This window comes from Streptomonospora mangrovi, from assembly GCF_027604915.1.
In the GTDB taxonomy this organism is placed as follows: Bacteria; Actinomycetota; Actinomycetes; order Streptosporangiales; family Streptosporangiaceae; genus Streptomonospora; species Streptomonospora mangrovi.
In genome coordinates, this window is record NZ_JAJAQC010000003.1 from 1 (window position 1) to 18,857 (window position 18,857).

The 18,857-nt window shown below is 75.3% G+C and carries 14 protein-coding genes and 1 rRNA gene; 8 read left to right on the forward strand and 7 right to left on the reverse strand.

Translation table 11 applies throughout. The features are described from left to right. Positions 1 to 9 precede the first annotated feature (9 nt). Both rrf and LG943_RS01595 read left to right on the forward strand, forming a co-directional pair. Positions 10 to 125: ribosomal RNA gene (gene rrf, locus LG943_RS01590) — 5S ribosomal RNA — on the forward strand. Positions 126 to 755: 630 nt separating this feature from the next. Further along, positions 756 to 4,316: a transglycosylase domain-containing protein gene (locus tag LG943_RS01595; RefSeq protein ID WP_270070331.1), complete on the forward strand. Its 3,561-nt coding sequence runs from the start codon at positions 756 to 758 to the stop codon at positions 4,314 to 4,316. A gap of 263 nt (positions 4,317 to 4,579) precedes the next feature. Here the strand turns inward: LG943_RS01595 and LG943_RS01600 are convergent, their stop codons facing one another. From LG943_RS01600 to LG943_RS01615, 4 genes are all read right to left on the reverse strand, one after another. Beyond that, positions 4,580 to 5,788 (reverse strand): glycoside hydrolase family 15 protein, encoded by a 1,209-nt coding sequence (locus LG943_RS01600; protein ID WP_270070332.1) that lies wholly within the window; start codon positions 5,786 to 5,788, stop codon positions 4,580 to 4,582. Then, entirely contained in the window at positions 5,785 to 6,519 is a 735-nt protein-coding gene (locus LG943_RS01605) for a class I SAM-dependent methyltransferase (protein WP_270070537.1), read from the reverse strand. The genes LG943_RS01600 and LG943_RS01605 overlap by 4 nt, the downstream gene beginning before the upstream one ends. Continuing rightward, on the reverse strand, positions 6,516 to 7,817 hold the full coding sequence (locus LG943_RS01610; RefSeq protein WP_270070333.1) for a glycosyltransferase family 4 protein: 1,302 nt from the start codon (positions 7,815 to 7,817) through the stop codon (positions 6,516 to 6,518). Before LG943_RS01610 ends, LG943_RS01605 begins: the two co-directional genes overlap by 4 nt. A gap of 348 nt (positions 7,818 to 8,165) precedes the next feature. Next, positions 8,166 to 9,194: an MBL fold metallo-hydrolase gene (locus LG943_RS01615; RefSeq protein ID WP_270070334.1), complete on the reverse strand. Its 1,029-nt coding sequence runs from the start codon at positions 9,192 to 9,194 to the stop codon at positions 8,166 to 8,168. 395 nt (positions 9,195 to 9,589) lie between these two features. Between LG943_RS01615 and LG943_RS01620 the strand changes: the two genes are divergently transcribed. Beyond that, complete coding sequence (locus LG943_RS01620) at positions 9,590 to 10,261, forward strand: TetR family transcriptional regulator (protein ID WP_270070335.1); 672 nt, start codon at positions 9,590 to 9,592, stop codon at positions 10,259 to 10,261. A 226-nt stretch (positions 10,262 to 10,487) separates the two neighbouring features. On the opposite strand, the gene LG943_RS01625 is transcribed toward LG943_RS01620, so the two are convergent. Both LG943_RS01625 and nadA read right to left on the reverse strand, forming a co-directional pair. Further along, positions 10,488 to 12,056 (reverse strand): RNA polymerase sigma factor, encoded by a 1,569-nt coding sequence (locus tag LG943_RS01625; RefSeq protein ID WP_270070336.1) that lies wholly within the window; start codon positions 12,054 to 12,056, stop codon positions 10,488 to 10,490. Between the two features lie 345 nt (positions 12,057 to 12,401). Further along, positions 12,402 to 13,400: a quinolinate synthase NadA gene (gene nadA / locus LG943_RS01630; protein WP_270070337.1), complete on the reverse strand. Its 999-nt coding sequence runs from the start codon at positions 13,398 to 13,400 to the stop codon at positions 12,402 to 12,404. A gap of 345 nt (positions 13,401 to 13,745) precedes the next feature. Between nadA and LG943_RS01635 the strand changes: the two genes are divergently transcribed. Next, positions 13,746 to 14,444 (forward strand): NUDIX hydrolase, encoded by a 699-nt coding sequence (locus tag LG943_RS01635; RefSeq protein WP_270070538.1) that lies wholly within the window; start codon positions 13,746 to 13,748, stop codon positions 14,442 to 14,444. 11 nt (positions 14,445 to 14,455) lie between these two features. Here LG943_RS01635 and LG943_RS01640 read toward each other — a convergent pair whose 3' ends face one another. Continuing rightward, positions 14,456 to 15,043 (reverse strand): class IV adenylate cyclase, encoded by a 588-nt coding sequence (locus LG943_RS01640; protein ID WP_270070338.1) that lies wholly within the window; start codon positions 15,041 to 15,043, stop codon positions 14,456 to 14,458. Between the two features lie 160 nt (positions 15,044 to 15,203). Between LG943_RS01640 and LG943_RS01645 the strand changes: the two genes are divergently transcribed. The 4 genes from LG943_RS01645 (at position 15,204) to LG943_RS01660 (ending at position 18,804) form a co-directional block, all read left to right on the forward strand. Further along, on the forward strand, positions 15,204 to 15,854 hold the full coding sequence (locus LG943_RS01645; protein ID WP_270070539.1) for an HAD family hydrolase: 651 nt from the start codon (positions 15,204 to 15,206) through the stop codon (positions 15,852 to 15,854). 322 nt (positions 15,855 to 16,176) lie between these two features. Next, entirely contained in the window at positions 16,177 to 17,346 is a 1,170-nt protein-coding gene (locus tag LG943_RS01650) for an ABC transporter ATP-binding protein (RefSeq protein ID WP_270070339.1), read from the forward strand. After that, on the forward strand, positions 17,339 to 18,124 hold the full coding sequence (locus LG943_RS01655; RefSeq protein ID WP_270070340.1) for an ABC transporter permease: 786 nt from the start codon (positions 17,339 to 17,341) through the stop codon (positions 18,122 to 18,124). The genes LG943_RS01650 and LG943_RS01655 overlap by 8 nt, the downstream gene beginning before the upstream one ends. Continuing rightward, positions 18,121 to 18,804 (forward strand): ABC transporter permease, encoded by a 684-nt coding sequence (locus LG943_RS01660; protein WP_270070341.1) that lies wholly within the window; start codon positions 18,121 to 18,123, stop codon positions 18,802 to 18,804. The genes LG943_RS01655 and LG943_RS01660 overlap by 4 nt, the downstream gene beginning before the upstream one ends. The last annotated feature ends 53 nt before the right edge of the window (positions 18,805 to 18,857 follow it).

An 18,857-nucleotide genomic window follows, 5' to 3' on the forward strand; every position in this document is an offset into this window, starting at 1 on the left:
GGTTGGGTTTGCGGTGGTTATGGTGGGAGGGTCACACCCGGTCTCTTTCCGAACCCGGTCGTTAAGCCTCTTTGCGCTGATGGTACTGCCCTGTTGTGGGGTGGGAGAGTAGGTTGCTGCCGCAATTCACTTAGTGGGGGGATCCCGTTTCCGGGATCCCCCCTTTTTTTTGTGCCGTTTTCGGCGCTACGGGATCACCGCATTCCACCGGCACCGGGGGAACCGCAGTTCTCTGGTCCGGGTTTTCGGGCGGCCGGAGGTGATGCGGTTGTTCGTCGGGCAGTTCCAGGCCGGCCCCAGGGGTTGGTCCAGGATCCGGCTCCCGGCCACACAGGGTTATCCGGATCGTTGAATCGTCACTTTCTGTGGTGGATTGGCGACCCTTGTGATGCCGGCTGCACCATTCGCCGACTGTCCTCGTGGTAAGGCGGGCAGAGGGGGCGGGTATCGTGTTGAGCGGGCGTCAGCAACCTCCCCCGTAGCGCCGAACTTAACAAGTTCGTGTTGAACGATTCGGCCTGTTCAGGCGTCTTATTCACGAGTGATGCATGTCGGGCGATTCGAGAGTGCCAGGGGGCAGCCAACTGAGTGACAGCACCGACGGCGACGGTAAGAGCACACCGCGCCACCACACCGAAACGCCCGATGACGATGGTCGTACAACGGGGGAAGCCGCGCGCGGGCAAGGCCCCGCCGGGCGCGATTCCGGCAAAGAGATCGACGACCGTGTGAGCAGACACGATGGTGCCTCGATGATGAACGAGAGTGACGACACCTCCCGGAAGAAGGACGACGACCTGCCGCAGCAGCCCTCGGCCGACAAAGGGGAGGCCGCGGAGCGGCAGCGGGTCGACCGGCCGGTGGACGAGGCGGACGCCCAGGGGGCGACCGCCGGTTCGGTGACCCCGGGAGAGCCCTCCGCATCCCCTGCGGCGGGTGAGCCCGCGGCCGGTCCCGCTTCCGGTTCCGCTGCTCGCGGCGACGGCGGCTCGCCTGCCGGGTCCGCCGACCCGGGGGAGCCCGCCGACCCGGCGGACCCCGCGAAGCCCGGGGAGCCCGCCGCCGGCGGCGACGAGGCCGCCGGTGCGGCCGCCGCCTCCGCTGCCGGGGCCAGCGCCTTCAAGGACAGCGGCAGCTTCTTCCGCGACCGGGTGGCCCGTAGTCTCGCCGAGCAGGGATTCGACCTGGGGACGGACCGCGGCGCCTGGAAGGCCCCCTCCGCCGACGACGACGCGGAGCAGCCCGCCGCCGGGCGGCAGGCGTCCCCCAACGCGGACGACGCCGCTGCCGGGACCGCCGCCTCCTCCTACGTCGAGGAGGAGCCCGGCGCGCGCAAGCCGTTCGCCGCCGGATCCGACGACGACGCCGGTTCGGCGAGCGAGCCCCGGCGGTCGGAGACCGGCCCGGCGGAGAAGGCCGGTACCGACAAGGGCGCCGAGACGGTCGAGGCCCCCCTCGCCCCCGAGCTGCCGGGCCCCAGCGCCTCGGCGCCGGGCGAGCCGGACGCGGCCTCCTCTTCCGCTTCCACCCCCACCGCCGACTCCGCCTCGGGCGCCCGGGGCCCCTCGGCCGCCGCCGCTGCGGCAGCCGGTGCCGCCGGGGGCGCCGCCGCCGGAGCCGCCGAGGCCCCCGCCTCCTCCACCTCCCCGGACGACTCGGCCGCCGCCTCGGCAGCGCGCTCCGAAGGCTTCGGCGCCGACACCCAGCCCCAGCGCCGCACCCCCTCCTTCCAGCCCCCGGAGGAGCCGGCGAGCGGGTCGCCGTACCTCACCGGCGGTGCCGGCGGTTCCGGCGGCGCGTCCGGCGAGGGCGCCGAGAAGCCCGCGGACGCCTCCGCCCCCACCGGTCCCTCCACCTCCTCCACTCCCTCCGGCGGAGCCCCGACCGAGCCGCCCAAGCGCTCCAGCGTCGCCGACGCCTTCAAGCCGTGGCCGGGCGCCCGCAACGCGGGCGGTGCGGCCGGTGCGGCGGGCGTCGCCGGTGCCGCGGCGGTCGGCGGTGCCGCCTCCGCAGGCCAGGGCGGCGGCGCGGGCCTGCCTCCCACCGGCGGTTCCGGCGGCGCAGGCACGCCCGGCGGCCCCGGTGACGGCCCCACGGGCGGCCCCGGCGGTGCCGACGGTCCCGGCGACCGCCCGCACTCCGCCCGCGCGGGCGCCCGCGGCGCGCCGCGCGGCCCCGGGCGCGGTCCGGGCCGGCCCAAGGGCGCCAAGAAGCGCGGCAACGAGCTGAAGCCCAAGAAGCCGCTGTGGTGGCGGATCACCCGCGCGGGCCTGGTGTCCGTCGGGCTGATGGCCCTGCTCGTGCTGGGCGGCTTCGGGATCGCCTACGCGACCATCCCGGTGCCTGACGTGGCCAAGCAGGAGGCCGTCGACCAGGGCTCGACGTTCTACTACGCCGACGGCGAGACCCAGTTCGCCGAGCGCGGCGTCGACCGCGACCCGGTGGACTACGACCAGATCCCCATGCACGTCCAGGACGCGGTCATCTCCGCCGAGGACCGCGACTACTGGACCTCGCCCGGCGTCTCCCTCACCGGCACCATCCGCGCCGTGTGGTTCACCGTCACCGGCCAGCAGGTGCAGGGCGGCTCCACCATCACCCAGCAGTTCGTCCGCAACTACTTCGAGGGCGTCAGCCGCGACCAGACGATCTCCCGCAAGCTCCAGGAGATCATCATCGCGCTGAAGGTCGACCAGTCCCCGGACATGGACAAGAAGTGGGTGATGGAGCAGTACCTCAACACCATCTACTACGGCCGCAACGCCTACGGCATCCAGTCCGCCGCCCAGGCGTACTACCACAAGGACGTCGGCGAGCTGACCGCCGCCGAGGCCGCGTTCCTGGCGGCGGCGATCCAGCAGCCCACCCTCTACGGCCAGGCCGACAGCAACACCACGCCCGAGATGGAGGAGCGCTGGCAGTACGTCGTCGACGGGATGATCGAGACGGGCTCCATCAGCGCGGCCGAGGCCGAGGAGATGGAGTTCCCCGAGCCCAAGGCGCAGCGCCCCGCCAACAGCACCGACCTGAGCGGGTACAAGGGCTACATGCTCCAGCAGGCCATCAAGGAGCTGGAGGACCTGGGCTACACCGAGGACAACATCAACCGCGGCGGCTACCGGATCGTCACGACGTTCGACCAGGACCTGATGGAGGCCGCGCAGGAGGCCGTGGAGCAGTCGGTCGACGTCGACTCGATGCCCGAGGGCGTCCAGGCCGGCCTGACCGCCATCGACCCCGCCACGGGTGAGGTCGTGGGGTTCTACGGCGGCAAGGACTACATGGAGAACCAGTACGACAGCGCGTTCAACGGCTCGGCGCAGGCCGGGTCGTCGTTCAAGCCCTACGTGCTGGCCACCGCCCTGGAGAACGGCTACAGCCTGAACAGCGTGGTGGACGGAAGCTCGCCGATCACGGTGGCGGGCAGCTCCATCGCCAACTACGGCGACGCCAGCTACGGCCCGATGACCCTGGTCGACGCCACCCGGGAGTCGCTGAACACCGGATACGTGCAGCTCGCGCAGGAGGTCGGGGTGGACAACGTCCGCCAGACCGCCTACGACCTCGGCATCCCCGAGAGCATGATCAAGGACGACCAGGTCGTGCCGACCATCGCGCTCGGTGTCACCAACGTGCGCCCGATCGACCAGGCCAGCGGGTTCGGCACCTTCGCCAACGGCGGGGAGCACATCGAGGCCCACGTGGTGCGCGAGATCGTCAACAAGGACGGCGAGAACGAGCGGCCCGAGCCCGAGCGCACCCAGGCGGTGAGCGAGGAGACCGCCGCCAACGTCAGCTACGCGCTCCAGCAGGTCGTCACCGGCGGCACCGGCACCTCGGCCGCGCTGCCCGACGGGCGGCCGGTGGCGGGCAAGACCGGCACCACCGACAACTACGTGGCCGCCTGGTTCGCGGGCTACACCCCGCAGTTGTCCACGGCGGTGGGCGTGTACAACGGCAACAACCAGCCGTTCTCGATGCCCGGCTGGGGGTCGCTGACCGGTGGTTCGCTGCCGGCGACGATCTGGCGCAACTTCATGACCCAGGCCATGGAGGGCAAGGACGTCAAGGAGTTCCCGCCGCCCGACTACGGCGGCGAGGTCCACGACCTCGCGCCGGACGTGCCCACCCCGGACCCGGGGCAGTCGGCGCCGCCGTCCCCGGTGGAGCAGGAGGCCCGGCCCGAGGAGACCCAGCCGGTCGAGCCGCCGGCGCCCGAGGTGCCCGACACCTCGGAGCCGCCGCCGGACCCCGGGTTCACGCCGCCGTTCACCCCGCCGGCGGGGCCGAGCACGCAGGAACCGCCGCCGGAGTAGCGCCGGCCCGGCCTGCCCGGCCCGGTGCGGCTCCGGCCGCGCGCGTGCCGGGCCCCGGTCCCGGACCGCCCGACGCCCGGTCCCCGTTCGCGGGGGCCGGGCGTCGGCGTTTCCGGGGAGGGGGCCAGGGATAGGGGATCCGGGCCGATGGCGGCGTGGGGCGGCGGCGGCCGCGAGGGTAACGGGAAGCGCTTTCCGCCCGGCGGGGCGGACAGTGGGGGCGGACGGGGGCGCGCGACGGGGCGCGGTCCCCGCCAACCGGCCTAGCGGACCAGGGCCGTGCAGCCGCAGGTCGCGGGCGCGGAAAACGCGGGCGCGGCAGGCGCGGCGGCCTCCTCCGGCGGCGCGGTGAACACCTGGGCGCCGGGGGTGGAGCCGGACAGGGCGTCGGTGGCGAGGATGACGGCGGCCGAGGTCCAGGTACTGCGCTCCACCGGCCAGCGGACGTCCTCGGCGAACTGGTAGCCGGTCCAGTAGGCGCCGTCGTCCGCGTCGCGCAGGTGCTGCATGTCGGCGAGCAGCGCGGCGGCGCGGTCGGTGTCGCCGACGGCGGCCAGGGCCAGGACGAGTTCGCAGGTCTCGGCGCCGGTCACCCACGGCTGGTCGCTGACGCAGCGGATGCCCAGGCCCGGCACCACGAACGTGTCCCAGCGCTCGGCCAGGCGCCGCCGGGCGGCCTCGCCGCGCACCGCGCCGCCGATGATGGGGTAGTACCAGTCCATCGAGTAGCGGGAGCGGTCGGCGAAGACCGACTCGTGCTCGGCGACGAGGTGGCCCAGCCGGGCGGCGGCCAGCTCCCACTCCGGCTGCGGGTCGCCCAGGCGCTCGCCCAGCGCGGCGCCGCAGCGCAGGCCGTGCTGGATGCTGGCGCAGGCGGTGAGCAGGGCGTGGTCCCCGGCGCGGCCGGAGGCGTCGCGCGCCCAGCGGATCTCGCCGCGCTCGGTGCGCAGCCCCAGCGCGAACTCCATGCCGGCGCGCACGGTGGGCCACACGGCGGCGGCGAAGGCGTCGTCTCCGGTGACGAGCAGGTGGTGCCACAGGCCCACCGCCGGGTAGGCCGCGTGGTTGGCCTCGCGCAGCGGGCTGGCGGGGGCGTTCTGGCGGAGCTTGGCCGGCCAGGAGCCGTCGGGCAGTTGCACCGTGCCCAGCCAGGTGTAGGCGCGGCGGGCGGCGTCGGTGTGCCCGGTGGCGGTGAGCGCCATGGCGCACTCGACGTGGTCCCAGACGTCGGTGTGGCCGCCGGGGAACCACGGGATGGCGCCGTCGGGCCGCTGGGCGCTCAGCAGGTAGCCGGCCGAGGCCAGGACGTCGGCGGCGGTGAGCACCCCGGGCAGCTCGGGTACCGCGTGGGCACCGGAGCGGGCGCCGGAGCGGTCATGGGCGTGGTCGGGGGCACGGTCATGGGCGCGGTCGCGGTGCGCGGGCGGTGCGGGGGAGCCGGTCGGCTGCGGGTGCGGTCCGGTGCGGCTCATCCGCGGCGCCCGGCGCCGGCGAGGGGCTTGCGCACGTAGACCACGACGCTCTTGCCGATGGCGGGGTTGAGGAGGCGCTCGGCGGTGCGGGTGAGCGCGGGCGCGCGCATCATGTCCCAGACGAGCAGGCGGTGGTAGGCGACGGCCAGCGGGTGGTCGTCGTTGGAGGGCCCCACGGCGCACTTGATCCACCAGTAGGGGGCGTGCAGGGCGTGGGCGTGGTGGTGGGGGCCGACGGCGAACCCGGCGGCCTTGAGCTTGGCCTCCAGTTCGGCGCGGGTGTAGATGCGGATGTGGCCGCCCTCGTTGGTGTGGTACTCCTCCGACAGCGCCCAGCACAGCCGCTCGGGCAGCCAACTGGGCACGGTGACGGCGGCGATGCCGCCCGGGCGCAGCACCCGGTACAGCTCGGCCATGGCGGCGGTGTCGTGGGGGATGTGCTCGAAGATCTCGGCGGCGATGACGCGGTCGAAGGCGCCGTCGTCGAAGGGCATGGCCAGGGCGTCGCCCTTGACGGTCTCGGCGGTGGCGTCGGCGGGGGCCTCGCCCTCGGCGCGCATGGCCGCGAACATGTCGGCGACGGCGGCGAGGTCGTTCTCGTTCTGGTCGAAGGCCACGATGTCGGCGCCGCGCCGGTAGACCTCGAAGGCGTGCCGGCCGCCGCCGCAGCCGAGGTCGAGGACCCGGTGGCCGGGGCCGACGGGCAGCAGGGTGAAGTCGACGGTGATCAGTGCTGGCTCCTTGGGTTCGTGCCGGTCACGGTCGGGGTCCGCCGGCGCGGCGCGGCGGCGATGGCGGCGGCGTACTGGCGGGCGGTGGACTCGGCGACCGCGCGCCAGGTGAAGCGCTCCTGGACGCGGCGCCAGGCGGCCTCGCCCATGGCCGCGCGGCGGTCGGGGGAGTCGAGCAGGTCGGCGATGGTGGCGGCCAGCTCCTCGGGGTCGCCGGGGGTGGTGAGGCGGGCGGCCTCGCCGTCGGGGCCCACGACCTCGGGGATGGCGCCGGCGCGGCTGGCGACCAGGGGGGTGCCGCAGGCCATGGCCTCCACGGCGGGCAGGGAGAAGCCCTCGTAGAAGGACGGGACGACGGCGACCTCGGCCTCGGCGAGCAGACGGGCCAGGGCGGTGTCGTCGATGCCGCTGACGAAGGTGACCCGGTCGCGCAGGCTCAGTTCGTCCACCAGGCGCTCGGTGGGGCCGCCGGGGGTGGGGCGGCTGACCACGGTCAGGGTGACGTCGCGCTCGGTGGCGAGCTTGGCGGTGGCGCGCAGCAGGGTGGCCACGCCCTTGAGTGGGCTGTCGGCGCTGGCGACGCAGACGAGCCGGCCGGGCACGCGGGGGGTGTCGGCGTGGGGGCGGAAGTAGCGGGTGTCGACGCCCAGGGGGACGATCTCGACGGCGGAGCGGCGCACGCCGAACTCGCGGACGATGTCGTCGGCCGAGGAGCGCGAGGGCACCAGGATGGGCCGCACGCGGCGGGCGACGCGGCCCTGCATGCCCACGAAGCTGTACCAGCGGCGCTTGGAGATGCGCTGCCAGCCGGTGGCCTGCTCGACCTCGATGCGCCGGTCCACGGTGATGGGGTGGTGGATGGTGGTGACCAGGGGCAGGCCGGCGGCGGGGATGCCGAGTTGGCCGTAGCCCAGGGTCTGGTTGTCGTGGACGACGTCGAACTCGGCGGCGCGGCGGCGGAGTTCGCGCAGCGCCCGCAGCGAGAAGGTGAGGGGTTCGGGGAAGCCGGCGGTCCACATGGTGGCGACCTCCAGCGCGTCGATCCAGTCGCGCCACTGCCGCAGGGGCGGGGTGGTGAAGGGCGCCTCGTCGTTGTAGAGGTCGAGGCTGGGGACCTTGTCCAGGATCACGCCCGGGTCGAGTTCGGGGTAGGGCTGGCCGGAGAACACGGTGACGCGGTGGCCCAGCGCGGCCAGTTCGCGGGAGAGGTGGCGGACGTAGACGCCCTGGCCGCCGCAGTGCGGCTTGCTGCGGTAGGACAGGAGGGCGACGCGCAGGGGGCGGTCGGTGTGCGGCATGTATCTACCCCATCGGCTGCGGTGTGGCGGGTGGCTGCGAGGTGTGCGGCTGCCCGTGGGCGGGGAGGGCGGAGCGGGCGCGGTGAGGCGGGTCCCTCGGGCAGGGTCACGGATTCACCTCGTTCGTCGCTCGCGCGGTGGCCGCCGCTGGTCGCCGGGGGCGTGACCGCGCCGCCGAGCCGGGTGGTGTGCGCGCCCGCATGTTACCGCCCAGTCAGTTTAGTGCGTGACCTTTGCCCCGTGGTGTGTGCTTCCTTCCAGGATGGTCGGTGGCCGCCGCGCGGCGGGCGGCGGGGTGGGTGCGGGGCGCGGGCCGGGGTCGGGGCCGGGTCGGGGGGACGCGTGGGCTCAGGGAGCGGGCGCCGGTCCGGGCGCCGGCGCGGGCGCGGTCCAGCCGGCCGCGCCGCCGGGCGCGGGCGTGCGGCGGGCGCGGCCCCGGCGCTCCAGGGTGCGCAGGTGGGCGGCGGTCTCGGCGGCGGCCATGCGGCGGGCGGTCGCGCCCATGTCGGCCCACGGGCGCGCCCAGGGCAGGCGGGCGCTGAGGTCCCAGAGGGTGGCGGGGCGGGCGTTCAGGAGCGCGGCGAGCCGTTCGAGCTTGTCCTCGTGGTGGGCGGCGATCTCGCCGGCGCGGGCGGCCGGTCCGCTGAAGCGGTGCTCGTGCGCGGGCAGGGCACGGGTGGCGGGCACGGCGGCCAGCCCGGTGAGGGAGCCCAGGTAGGTCGTGAGCGGGTCCTCGTCGGTGTCGAGGGTGTAGAGGCCCAGGTGGGGGGTGATGCGGGGCAGCACGTGGTCGCCGGTGAAGAGCACGTCGGCGTCCTCCAGGTGCAGGCAGATGTGGCCGGGGCTGTGGCCCGGGGTCCACACGGCGCGCAGCTTGCGCCGGGCCAGGTCGAGGAGGTCGCCGTCGGCGAGTTCGCGGTCGGGCGGCTCGGGCGCCGCCATGCGGGGCGGGTCGGCGCGCAGGCGGGCGACCTCCTCGGGCGAGGCGCCGGCCTCGGCCAGTCGGTCGGCCTGGAGGTCGCGGTGCTCCTCGGGGGTGTGGGCGCGCAGGCGGCGCACGAGCGCCGCGTCGGCCTCGTGCAGGGCGACCCAGGCGCCCGAGGCTTCGCGCACCCGACCGGCCAGGCCGGAGTGGTCGGGGTGGAAGTGGGTGAGGACGACGCCGCGGACCTCGGCGACACCGGTGCCGATGGCGGCCAGCCCCTCGGTGAGGGCGCGCCAGGCGTCCTCGTGCGGCCAGCCGGCGTCGACCAGGACCGGGCCGCGGGGGTCCTCCACGACGTAGACGAGCGTGTAGCCCAGCGGGTTGCCCGGGATGGGCACCGGCACGCTCCACAGGCCCTCGCCCAGGTCCTCCACCGGTGGTGTCGCGCGCACGGCAGCCCCTTTCCGTCGAAAACAGAATGGGATTCTAATAGGCGGCGCGGCGGCCGTCCGGGGCGGGGCGGCGCGGCGGGGGCGGCGGGGGAGTCCGGGCGGCCGGGCGGCGCCTCGGGGCGGGTCAAAGTAGAACACATTACAGCGGGGTGTCCGGCAGTCGGAAGGCACACCGCATATCGGCCCCCGCGCCGCCCTAACATCGTGTAATGAGGTCTTCTCCACAGTTGTCTCGGGCTCAACCGGTGAGCGATCCTTGGATAACGTGTTCTCGCACGGCGTTCAGGTCTGGACGCCGCACGCCCGCTCGCGTGCGGGACCGCGCCCACGGCTCCGCCGGAGCCCGCCGGCGGACACCGCGCGCGGGGCGGGCGACGGACGATGGGAGAGGCAGCGTGGCGGTCCAGGCGCCGATCGGAGTGCGGTCCCGAAGCCAGAACCAGCGCCGCAAGCGGATTGTGCAGACAGCGGCGGCCCTGGCGCTGCGCGGCGGCGTGGAGGCCATGCAGATGCGGGCCGTGGCCGAGCGCGCCGGTGTGGCGCTGGGCACCCTCTACCGCTACTTCCCCTCCAAGATGGACCTCGTGGTGGCCGTGGTCACCGAGGAGCTGGATTTGCTGGAGCGCAGCATCAGCCGCCGCCCGCCCGGCGCCGAGACCGCCGCCGGGCGCGCCGTGGACGTGCTGATGCGGGCCACGCGCGGGCTGATGCGCGAACCCGAACTCGCCGACGCCCTGGTGCGCTCGCTGATCATGGCCGAGGTCAAGACCGAGCTGGGGCCGCGCATCACCGACCTGCTCTGGCGGGTGGCCACCGAGACCCCGGTGCCCCTCCATGACGGCGACCCCGCCGAGCCCGCCGCCCACCCCGACCGCGAGGACCCCGCCTACGTGCGGGTGGCCTCCCTGTCCAGCATCTGGATCTTCGAGCTGCTGGAGGTCCTCAAGGGCGACCGCGACATCGAGCGGGTGCGCGAGCGGCTGGAGATCGCGGCCGGGCCGCTTCTGGCCGTCTGCGACGAGGCCCCCGTTCCGGAAGCCCGAAAGCCCGAGGAAACACAGAATTAACGGCGGGCGGTGCGGCCGGATTTCGCGGTATTCGTGCTCCGCGCCGTTCCAGCGAATTCCGTAGAACGGGTTCTTGGGAGCGGACGGCGGCGATGAACCGGCGACCCCGATCGCGTCCTGAGCCGCCGCGCCGGGCGCGCCGTGAGCCCGCGCGAGCGCGCTCCGACCGCGCCGCAAGCGGTGTCCGCGCAGGTGCGCGGGCGTCCCGGGCCGCGCCCGCCGGGCGTTACTCCGCCTCCGCCGCCGCGCCTCCGCCGCCGAGCAGGCCCAGCAGGCCGCCCACGAGTTCGGAGAGCGGCCCGCGCCGGCCCGGCTCCGACCCGCCGTCCGAATCGCCGTCCCCCTCGCCCTCGCCTCCGCCGCCGGGCCCCCCGGTGTCGCCGCCGCCCTCGGACCCGCCGCCGGCGTCCTCCTCGGGATCCTGGCCGTCCTCGGGCGCGTCGGCACCGGAGGACGGCGGGGCCTGCCCGGCCCCTCCGGCCGCGCCGGGTGCCTCGGCCGCGCCGCCGCCGTCCGCCGCCGGCGGAGCACCCTCAGCTGGGGGCGCGGCCGGGGTGGCGGGCGCCACCGTCTCGGCGGGCACGGGGGCGGCGGAGGCCGGCGGGCGCGGACCGGTGTCGGGCTCGGCGGAGGCGTCCGCGGCGCCGCCGGCGCCCTCCTGCCCGGGTGTGGTGGCGCCGGGCGGCGCGGGCAGCCGCGCGCCGGTCACCGCCTCGGTCTGGAACCCGCGCACGGCGGCCACCCCGCCCCACAGGCACAGCACCACGGCCACGGCCGCGGCGGTGGCGGTGAGGGCGCGCGGGCGGCGGCGCCGGGCCGAGGCGCGGGGGCGGGCCGGGTCCGCGCCGGGGGCCGGCGCGGCGACCGCCTCGGCGCCGGCGGTCGCGGGCACGTCGCGGGTCGTCACGCGGTCGCGGGGCAGCGCGGCGGACTCCCGCGCGCCGTCGTCGGCGCCGTCAAGACCGGCCGCCTCTGCGTCGGCTCCGGCGCCTTCGGCGCCGCCCCCCGCCGTGCGATCGCGGTGCAGCGGGAACCCGTCGGTGCCCACGGGGGCGAGCGCGTCGGCCGCCGCCCGGCGCTCCGCGCCCTTCAGCGGGGACGCGCAGTCGTGCAGCACCCGCTCGCGCAGCCCTCGGGGCGGCGCGGGCGGCTCCAGCAGGCCCAGGACCTCGCGCACCGCGCGGTCGGGGCCGCGCCCCCGGGTGTGCGCGGGCGCCAGTTCGTGGCGCGCCAGCAGGTCCGCGGCGTGCAGCACGGCGGTGCGGCACAGGTCGGCCGCGGTGTCGGGGCCCAGCCCGGCGACGCGCGCGATGTGGGCGGTGGGCACGTGGTGGCGCAGGTACAGCTCCAGCAGCTCGCGCCGGCTGGGCGGCAGCAGTTGCGACAGCTCCACCACCGCGCGCTCGCGCGGCATCACCGGCAGCCGGGCGTACGGCGACTCGGCGCAGAACCCCCGGCGGCGGGCGGCGGCCCGGACCAGCGCGAACAGCCACGGCACGAGGTCGTCGTCATCGGCGAGAGCGTGGACGTGGTGGGTGGCGGCCAGGAACGCCTCGTGCACCGCCTCGGCGGCGGGGTCGGGCGCGCCGGGGTCCTCGGCGGGGCCCAGCAGCGACCAGCAGTAGCGGTACAGGCGCGTGGCCAGCAGGTCGTAGCACCGGTCGTGCCCGGTGCCCCGGCGCAGCGCCAAGGCCAGCTCGGCGGCGGGCACCGCGCTGTGGCGGCCCCCCGCGCGGCGGCCCGCGGAACGCTGGGCGGAATCCCCGGCGGGATCCCCGATGGAATGCGCGGTCACGGCCCCTCCCCAAAAGCGCGACACGCACCAACCAATCTGCCCGCAACGGGCGGATAGGTCGGAGTTGTCCGGTAACGCTAGCGAGCGGCGCCTGCCGTTGTCCGGTACACGGGACAGTTGCCGCGTGAAGGTAAGGGTTTTGTTACCCCCGAGCGGGGTTCCGTACCCCGGAACGTACCGGAGGAGGGGAGACGCGCGCGGCCGGATGCGGCCGAAAACCGGTCGGCCGCCGACCGCGCCGCGTCGCGCGGGGCGGGGGAGAGGACCGGCGGGGAGAGGCGTGGGGGGGGGCGGGCGCCGGCCGGGGCCGGCGCGGGGAGGGCGGGGGGGGGCCCGGGCGGGCGGCTACTCGCCGCCGCGCGAGGGCGAGCCGATGGCGACCATCCGCTCCACCGAGCGGCGCGCGCGGGCGGCCGTGGCGGCGTCCACGGTGATCTCGCCGGTGCCCTCGCGCAGGGTCGCCAGCAGCTTGTCGGCGGTGATCATCTTCATGTAGTGGCACTCGGCGCGCGGGTTGACCGGCTCGAAGGCGGTCGCCGGGTTGGCCGCGCGCAACTGGTGCAGCATGCCGGTCTCGGTGGCGATCAGCACCTTGCTCGCCGAGGACTTCTCGGCGGCGCTGAGCATGCCGCCGGTGGAGAGGACCTTCACCCGCTCCTGGGGCACCGCACCCGAGCCCACCAGGTACAGCGCCGAGGTGGCGCACCCGCACTCGGGGTGGACGTACAGCTCCGCCTCGGGCTCGGCCGCCACCCGCTCGCGCAGGGTGTGGCCGTCGATCCCGGCGTGCACGTGGCACTCGCCCATCCACACGTGGATGTTGTCGCGCCCGGTCACCCGCTTGACGTGGGCGCCGAGGAACTGGTCGGGCAGGAAGAGGATCTCCTGGTCCTCGGGCACCGACCGGATGACGTCGGCGGCGTTGGAGGAGGTGCAGCAGATGTCGGACTCCGCCTTCACGGCCGCCGAGGTGTTGACGTAGGCCACGACGACCGCGCCGGGGTGCTCGGCGCGCCAGGCGCGCACGTCCTCGGCGGTGATGGTGTCGGCCAGGGAGCACCCGGCCGCCAGGTCGGGCAGCAGGACCGTCTTCTCCGGGGAGAGGATCTTGGCGGTCTCGGCCATGAAGTGGACGCCGCAGAACACGATCGTGCCCGCGTCGACCTCGGCCGCCAGGCGCGACAGCGCCAGGGAGTCGCCGGTGTGGTGGGCGACGTCCTGGATCTCGGGCCGCTGGTAGTTGTGGGCCAGGATGACGGCGTCGCGCTCGCGGGCGAGGCGGTGCACCTCTTCGGCCCACTCCTGCCTGCTCATGGTGTCGGCGACGGCGGTGGGAGCTGACATGACCGTGTTCTTCCTTCCAGAGAGACGTCCGGTGATCCGGTGTCCGGGGTCCGGACGCCCTGCGCGGGAGGCGGGAATCCGCCCGCATCCGGTTTTGGTCTTGCAGGCTAAAACTGGATCCAGCCTAACATGGGGTGTCATGGAGGGGACAGGGGCAGCCGGCGTCGACCGGGCCCGCCGCACCGACCGCGGCGGCTTCGCCGGCCGTGCCGCGGCGGCCGCCGCGCACGCGGACACGGGCACGGACGCCTACACCACGACCAGGAAGACGGGGACCCCATCGGCACCGGGCGCGAAGGCACGCGGGTGAACGCACACGACACCACCGTCGAGGGGGCCGCCGCGCTGCGCGACCCCCGCCCGGCCCCGGCGGGCGCCGCGCACGAGGTGCTCGCGGTGGTCTTCCAGATCCGCCAGGAGCGGCTGAGCGTGCTGCTGTGGCGGCGGGCGCGGCCCCCGTTCGAGGGCCGCTGGTCGCTGCCGGGCGGGCGGCTGGGCGCCGACGAAGGGCTGGACGACTCCATCCGCCGCCAGCTCGCGCAAAAGGTCGACGTGCGCGACCTCACGCACCTGGAGCAGTTGGAGACCCGGGGCGACCCCTGCCGCCATCCGCAGGGCCGCATCCTGGCCACCGCCTACCTGGGACTGGTGCCCGCCGACATCGACCCGCTGGTGCCCGAGGACACCCGGTGGCACCCGGCCGCCGACCTCCCGCCGATGGGCTTCGACCACGCCGCCATCGTCCACTCGGGCCGCCGGCGCCTGCGCGCCAAGCTGTCCTACACCAACGTGGGCTTCGCGCTGGCCCCGCCGGAGTTCACCATGTCGGAGCTGTCGCGCTACTACCGCGCGGCCCTGGGCCACGACGTCGCGGCCACCAACCTGCGCCGCGTGCTGCTGCGGCGCGGCCAGATCGAGGAGACCGGCCGCTTCGTACCCTCGGGCCGCTCGGGCGGCCGCCCGGCCGCCCTGTTCCGCTTCCGCGCCCGCCGCCTGGAGATCACCGACGCGTTCGCGGTCCTGCGCCCCCCGAGCGGCGGCTGACCCCCGCCTCCTCACTCCTCGGCGGCCCGCTCGGCGGCTCCCGCGCCCGGCTCGGCCTCCGCGAACAGCAGGACGGGCTCGGCGAGGATGTCGCGGGACGCCTCGGTGCGGTAGATCTCGTCGACGCTGCCGAACCGCGCCCGGGTGTAGTCGAGGCCGAGCAGGGCGGCGGCGCGGCGGACGGCCTCCTCGTCGGGGCCCTCCACCTCCAGGAAGGTGGGCAGGCCGGGCCAGGTGTCGATGTCGAAGACGACCTCGCCCAGGCGCCACTCCTCCCGGTCGTTCTCCTGGTAGCGCACCTGGCGCAGCCCGACGCCGGTCAGGATCTCGGCCGCCGCGTCGGGGTCGGCCACCTCGGTCTCGACCTCGGTCGTGCCGTCGATGGCGGTGGGGTCGGTGACCCGCTTGAGCGTGAGGGTGGACCGGCCGCCCTCGTCGCGCAGGCGCAGCCAGGCTCCGGCGGGCAGTGCGCCGCCCTCGAAGATGCGGCGGGTGAACCGGGTACGCGGGAACACCTGGACGGCGCCGAGCCCGGCCAGCCGGGTCCGCAGGTCGGCGACGTCGATGGCCAGGAACGTCGCCTCGTACTCGTGCTGCATGCGTTGCCTCCCGGGGTGGCGATGGTGATGGCGGCGGAACCGCGCGGGCGCGGCGGTGGGAACGATGATGGCGGGTCCGCTGCGCCCTCCGCTCCGCCCGCATCACACGGCGCGGGCCGCCGGTTCGTCGGAGCCCCGTGTTAGCGTCCCATTTGTGACGATTCACAGCGTGGTGTTCGACGTCGGTGAGACGCTGATCAACGAGAACCGCATCTTCGAGCGGTGGGCGGACCGCCTCGGGGTGCCCCGGCTGGCCTTCTTCGGGCTGATGGGCGGTGTCCTCGCCGAGGGCCGCCAGTTGATCGAGGCGTTCCGCCTCGTCAAGCCCGACTTCGAACTGGACCCGGAGTGCGCCGCCTGGGCGGCCGAGGAGCCCGAGTCCCTGCGGGAGAACTTCGACGCCGACGACCTCTACCCCGACGTGCGCCCCGCCCTCGGCGCGCTGCGCGACATGGGCCTCCAGGTCGTCATCGCGGGCAACCAGCCCGCCGCCGCCGCCGACGCGCTGGCGGCCATGGGCCTGCCCGCCGACCAGATCCATGTCTCCGACGACTGGGGGGTGGCAAAGCCCGACCCCGCGTTCTTCGTCCGCGTCGGCGAGGTCGCCGGGTGTCCGCCCGCCGAGATCCTCTACGTCGGCGACCGCCTGGACAACGACGTGTTCCCCGCCAAGGAGGCCGGGATGCGCGCGGCCCTGCTGCGCCGGGGCATGCTCGGCTACCTGCACGCCGGTCGCGCCGAGGCCAAGCGCGCCGACGTCGTGCTGGACGGGCTCGACCAGTTGCCCGGGTGGATCGCCGAGCAGGGCTGACCCGCACGCCCCGCCCGCACGCCGCGGCGCGCGGCGCGGTTTGGCGGCCGGGCTGCGCGGGTACCGCATACCGGCGCGACAGACCTGCACATTCGCCCGCCTACCAGGCGACGACCCGCCATATCAGACCATCACCGGACCAGCGAAGCACCGGACGGCAGACCACCGGACCGACCCGTCGCACCGGACCGGACCACCGGACCCACCGCCGACGCCGCCACGGCACCGCGCCGCCGCCGGCCCGCCCGCCGTCCGCACCGCCGCAGCCGGGAACGCACGCCGACCACCGCGCGGGTCGCCCGAGGAGAGACACCAGCACGACATGATCACCTTCGAGGGTGTAACCAAGCAGTACCCCGATGGCACGGTCGCCGTGGACGACCTCCACCTCACCGTGCCCACCGGCAACACCACCGTCCTGGTGGGGTCCTCGGGCAGCGGCAAGACCACCGCGCTGCGGATGATCAACCGGATGGTCGAGCCCACCGGCGGCCGGATCACCATCGACGGCCAGGACGTGCGCGGCCAGGACCCGCCCGTGCTGCGCCGCTCCATCGGCTACGTCATCCAGCAGGCCGGCCTGTTCCCGCACCGCACGGTCGCCGACAACATCGCCACCGTGCCCCGGCTGCTGGGCTGGTCGAAGTCGCGCGCCCGCACGCGCGCCCACGAGCTGCTGGAGCTGGTCGGCCTGGAGCCCGAGCACGCCCGCCGCTACCCCCACCAGCTCTCCGGCGGCCAGCAGCAGCGCGTGGGCGTGGCCCGCGCGCTGGCGGCCGACCCGCCCGTGCTGCTCATGGACGAGCCCTTCAGCGCCGTGGACCCCGTGGTGCGCGCCGGCCTCCAGGACGAGCTGCTGCGGCTCCAGGCCGAACTCCACAAGACGATCGTGTTCGTCACCCACGACATCGACGAGGCGGTCAAGCTCGGCGACAGCATCGCCGTGCTGCGCCCCGGCGGCCGGCTCGCTCAGGTCGCCACGCCCGAGCGGCTGCTGGCCGAGCCCGCCGACGACTTCGTGGAGTCCTTCGTGGGCTATGACCGGGGCGTGCGGCGGCTGTCGTTCTTCCCGGCCCGCCACCTGCGGCTGCGCACCGACGTCATCGTCACCGCCGACCAGACCGCCGGTGAGGCCGGCGCGCTGGCCCGGCGCCTGGGCGAGCCCTGGCTGCTGGTGGTCGACGCCGGGCGCCGCCCGCTGGGCTGGGTCTCGGCCGACGCGCTGGACGCCGCCGAGGGCCGCCGTCGCCTGGACTCCTTGGAACTGGTCGGCTACGGCCACGTCTTCACCGTCTCCACCGACTCCCTGCGCGCCGCGCTGGACGCCGCCGTGCTCTCCCCGGCCGGGCGCGCGGTGGGGGTGGCCGACGACGGCACCGTGCGCGGGGCCGTGGCCCAGACCGAGCTGGGCGCGGCGATCTGGTCGGTGGGCGGCGACGACGAGCCGCCGGCCCGCGACCGCGCCGCGGCGGCGGGCGGCGCCCATGAGTGAGGCGGCCGCCGGAGCGGCGGACCACCCCCTGTGGGGCTGGGCGGTGGAGAGCTGGACCTGGGGCTGGGCCAACCTGGACGACCCGGTCGGCCCGCTGCTGGGCGAGCACCTGCTGCTGTCGCTGGCCTCGATCGCCATCGGCCTGGCCGCGGCCGTGCCGCTGGGCCTGCTCAGCGTGCGCTACCGGTTCCTCTACCCGCCGGTGCTGACCGGCGTGAACACGCTCTACGCGGTGCCCTCGCTGGCGCTGTTCTTCCTGCTGCTGCCCTACACCGCGTTCTCGCCGTGGACGGCCATTCTGCCGCTGGCGCTCTACACCCTGGCGATCCTGGTGCCCAACGTGGTCGACGGCCTCACCCAGGTGCCCGACCACGTGCGCCAGGCCGCCGTCGCCATGGGGTTCGGCCCGCTGCGCCGGCTGCTGCTGGTGGAGCTGCCGGTGGCGCTGCCGGTGATCATCGCCGGGCTGCGGGTGGCCTCGGTGGCCACCATCAGCATGGTCAGCGTGGCCTCGCTGGTGGGCCTGGGCGGTCTCGGCGGGCTCATCACCGACGGCTTCAACCGCGACTTCGCGGCGCCGGTGGTGGTGGGCATCGTGCTGTCGGTGCTGCTGGCCTTCGCCGCCGACGGCGGGCTGGTGCTGCTCCAGCGCGCGCTCACCCCCTGGGCGCGCCGCGACGCCCGCCCCGGCCGCCGGCGGCGGCGCGCCGCCGACCGGGCGGCCCGCGCCGCCACCGCGCCCCGACCCGCCGGCCCGCAGCCTGAGGAGTCCCCGTGAACGTCGTCGCCGCCGTCGCCGAGTGGTTCGCCCAACCCGAGCACTGGCAGGGCTCGGCCGGGATCCCCGCGCGCCTGGCCGAGCACGTCTACTACTCCGGCCTGGCGCTGGCGCTGTCGGCGCTGCTGGCGGTCCCGCTGGGGCTGCTCACCGGCCACACCGGGCGCGGCGGGTTCCTCGCCATCAGCCTGGCCAACTTCGCCCGCGCGCTGCCCACCATCGGCGTGCTGACCCTGGTGGTGCTGGGCCTGGGACTGGGCGTGGTGCCGGTGCTGGTGGCGCTGGTCGCCCTGGCCGTGCCACCGATCCTGGTCAACACCTACGAGGGGGTGCGCGGCGTGGACCCCCGCCTCAAGGACGCCGCCCAGGGCATGGGCATGCGCGGGGGCGAGGTGCTGTGGCGGGTGGAGGTGCCGCTGGCCATGCCGCTGATCCTGCTGGGCCTGCGCACCGCCGCCATCCAGGTGGTGGCCACCGCCACCATCGCCGCCTACGTGGGGATCGGCGGCCTGGGCCGGTTCATCGTCGACGGCCAGCGCCAGCAGCTCATCGAGCAGATCCTGGGCGGCGCCGTGCTGGTGGTGGCGCTGGCGCTGGCGGTGACCGCGCTGTTCGCGCTGCTGCGCCGGCTGGTGGTGGCCCGGGGCCTGCGCGTCCCGCCGGCCGGGGCCGCCCGCTGAGCCGCGCCGACCCCCGCCCCGCCCCGACCCGCCCCCCGCCCGACCTCCCCGCA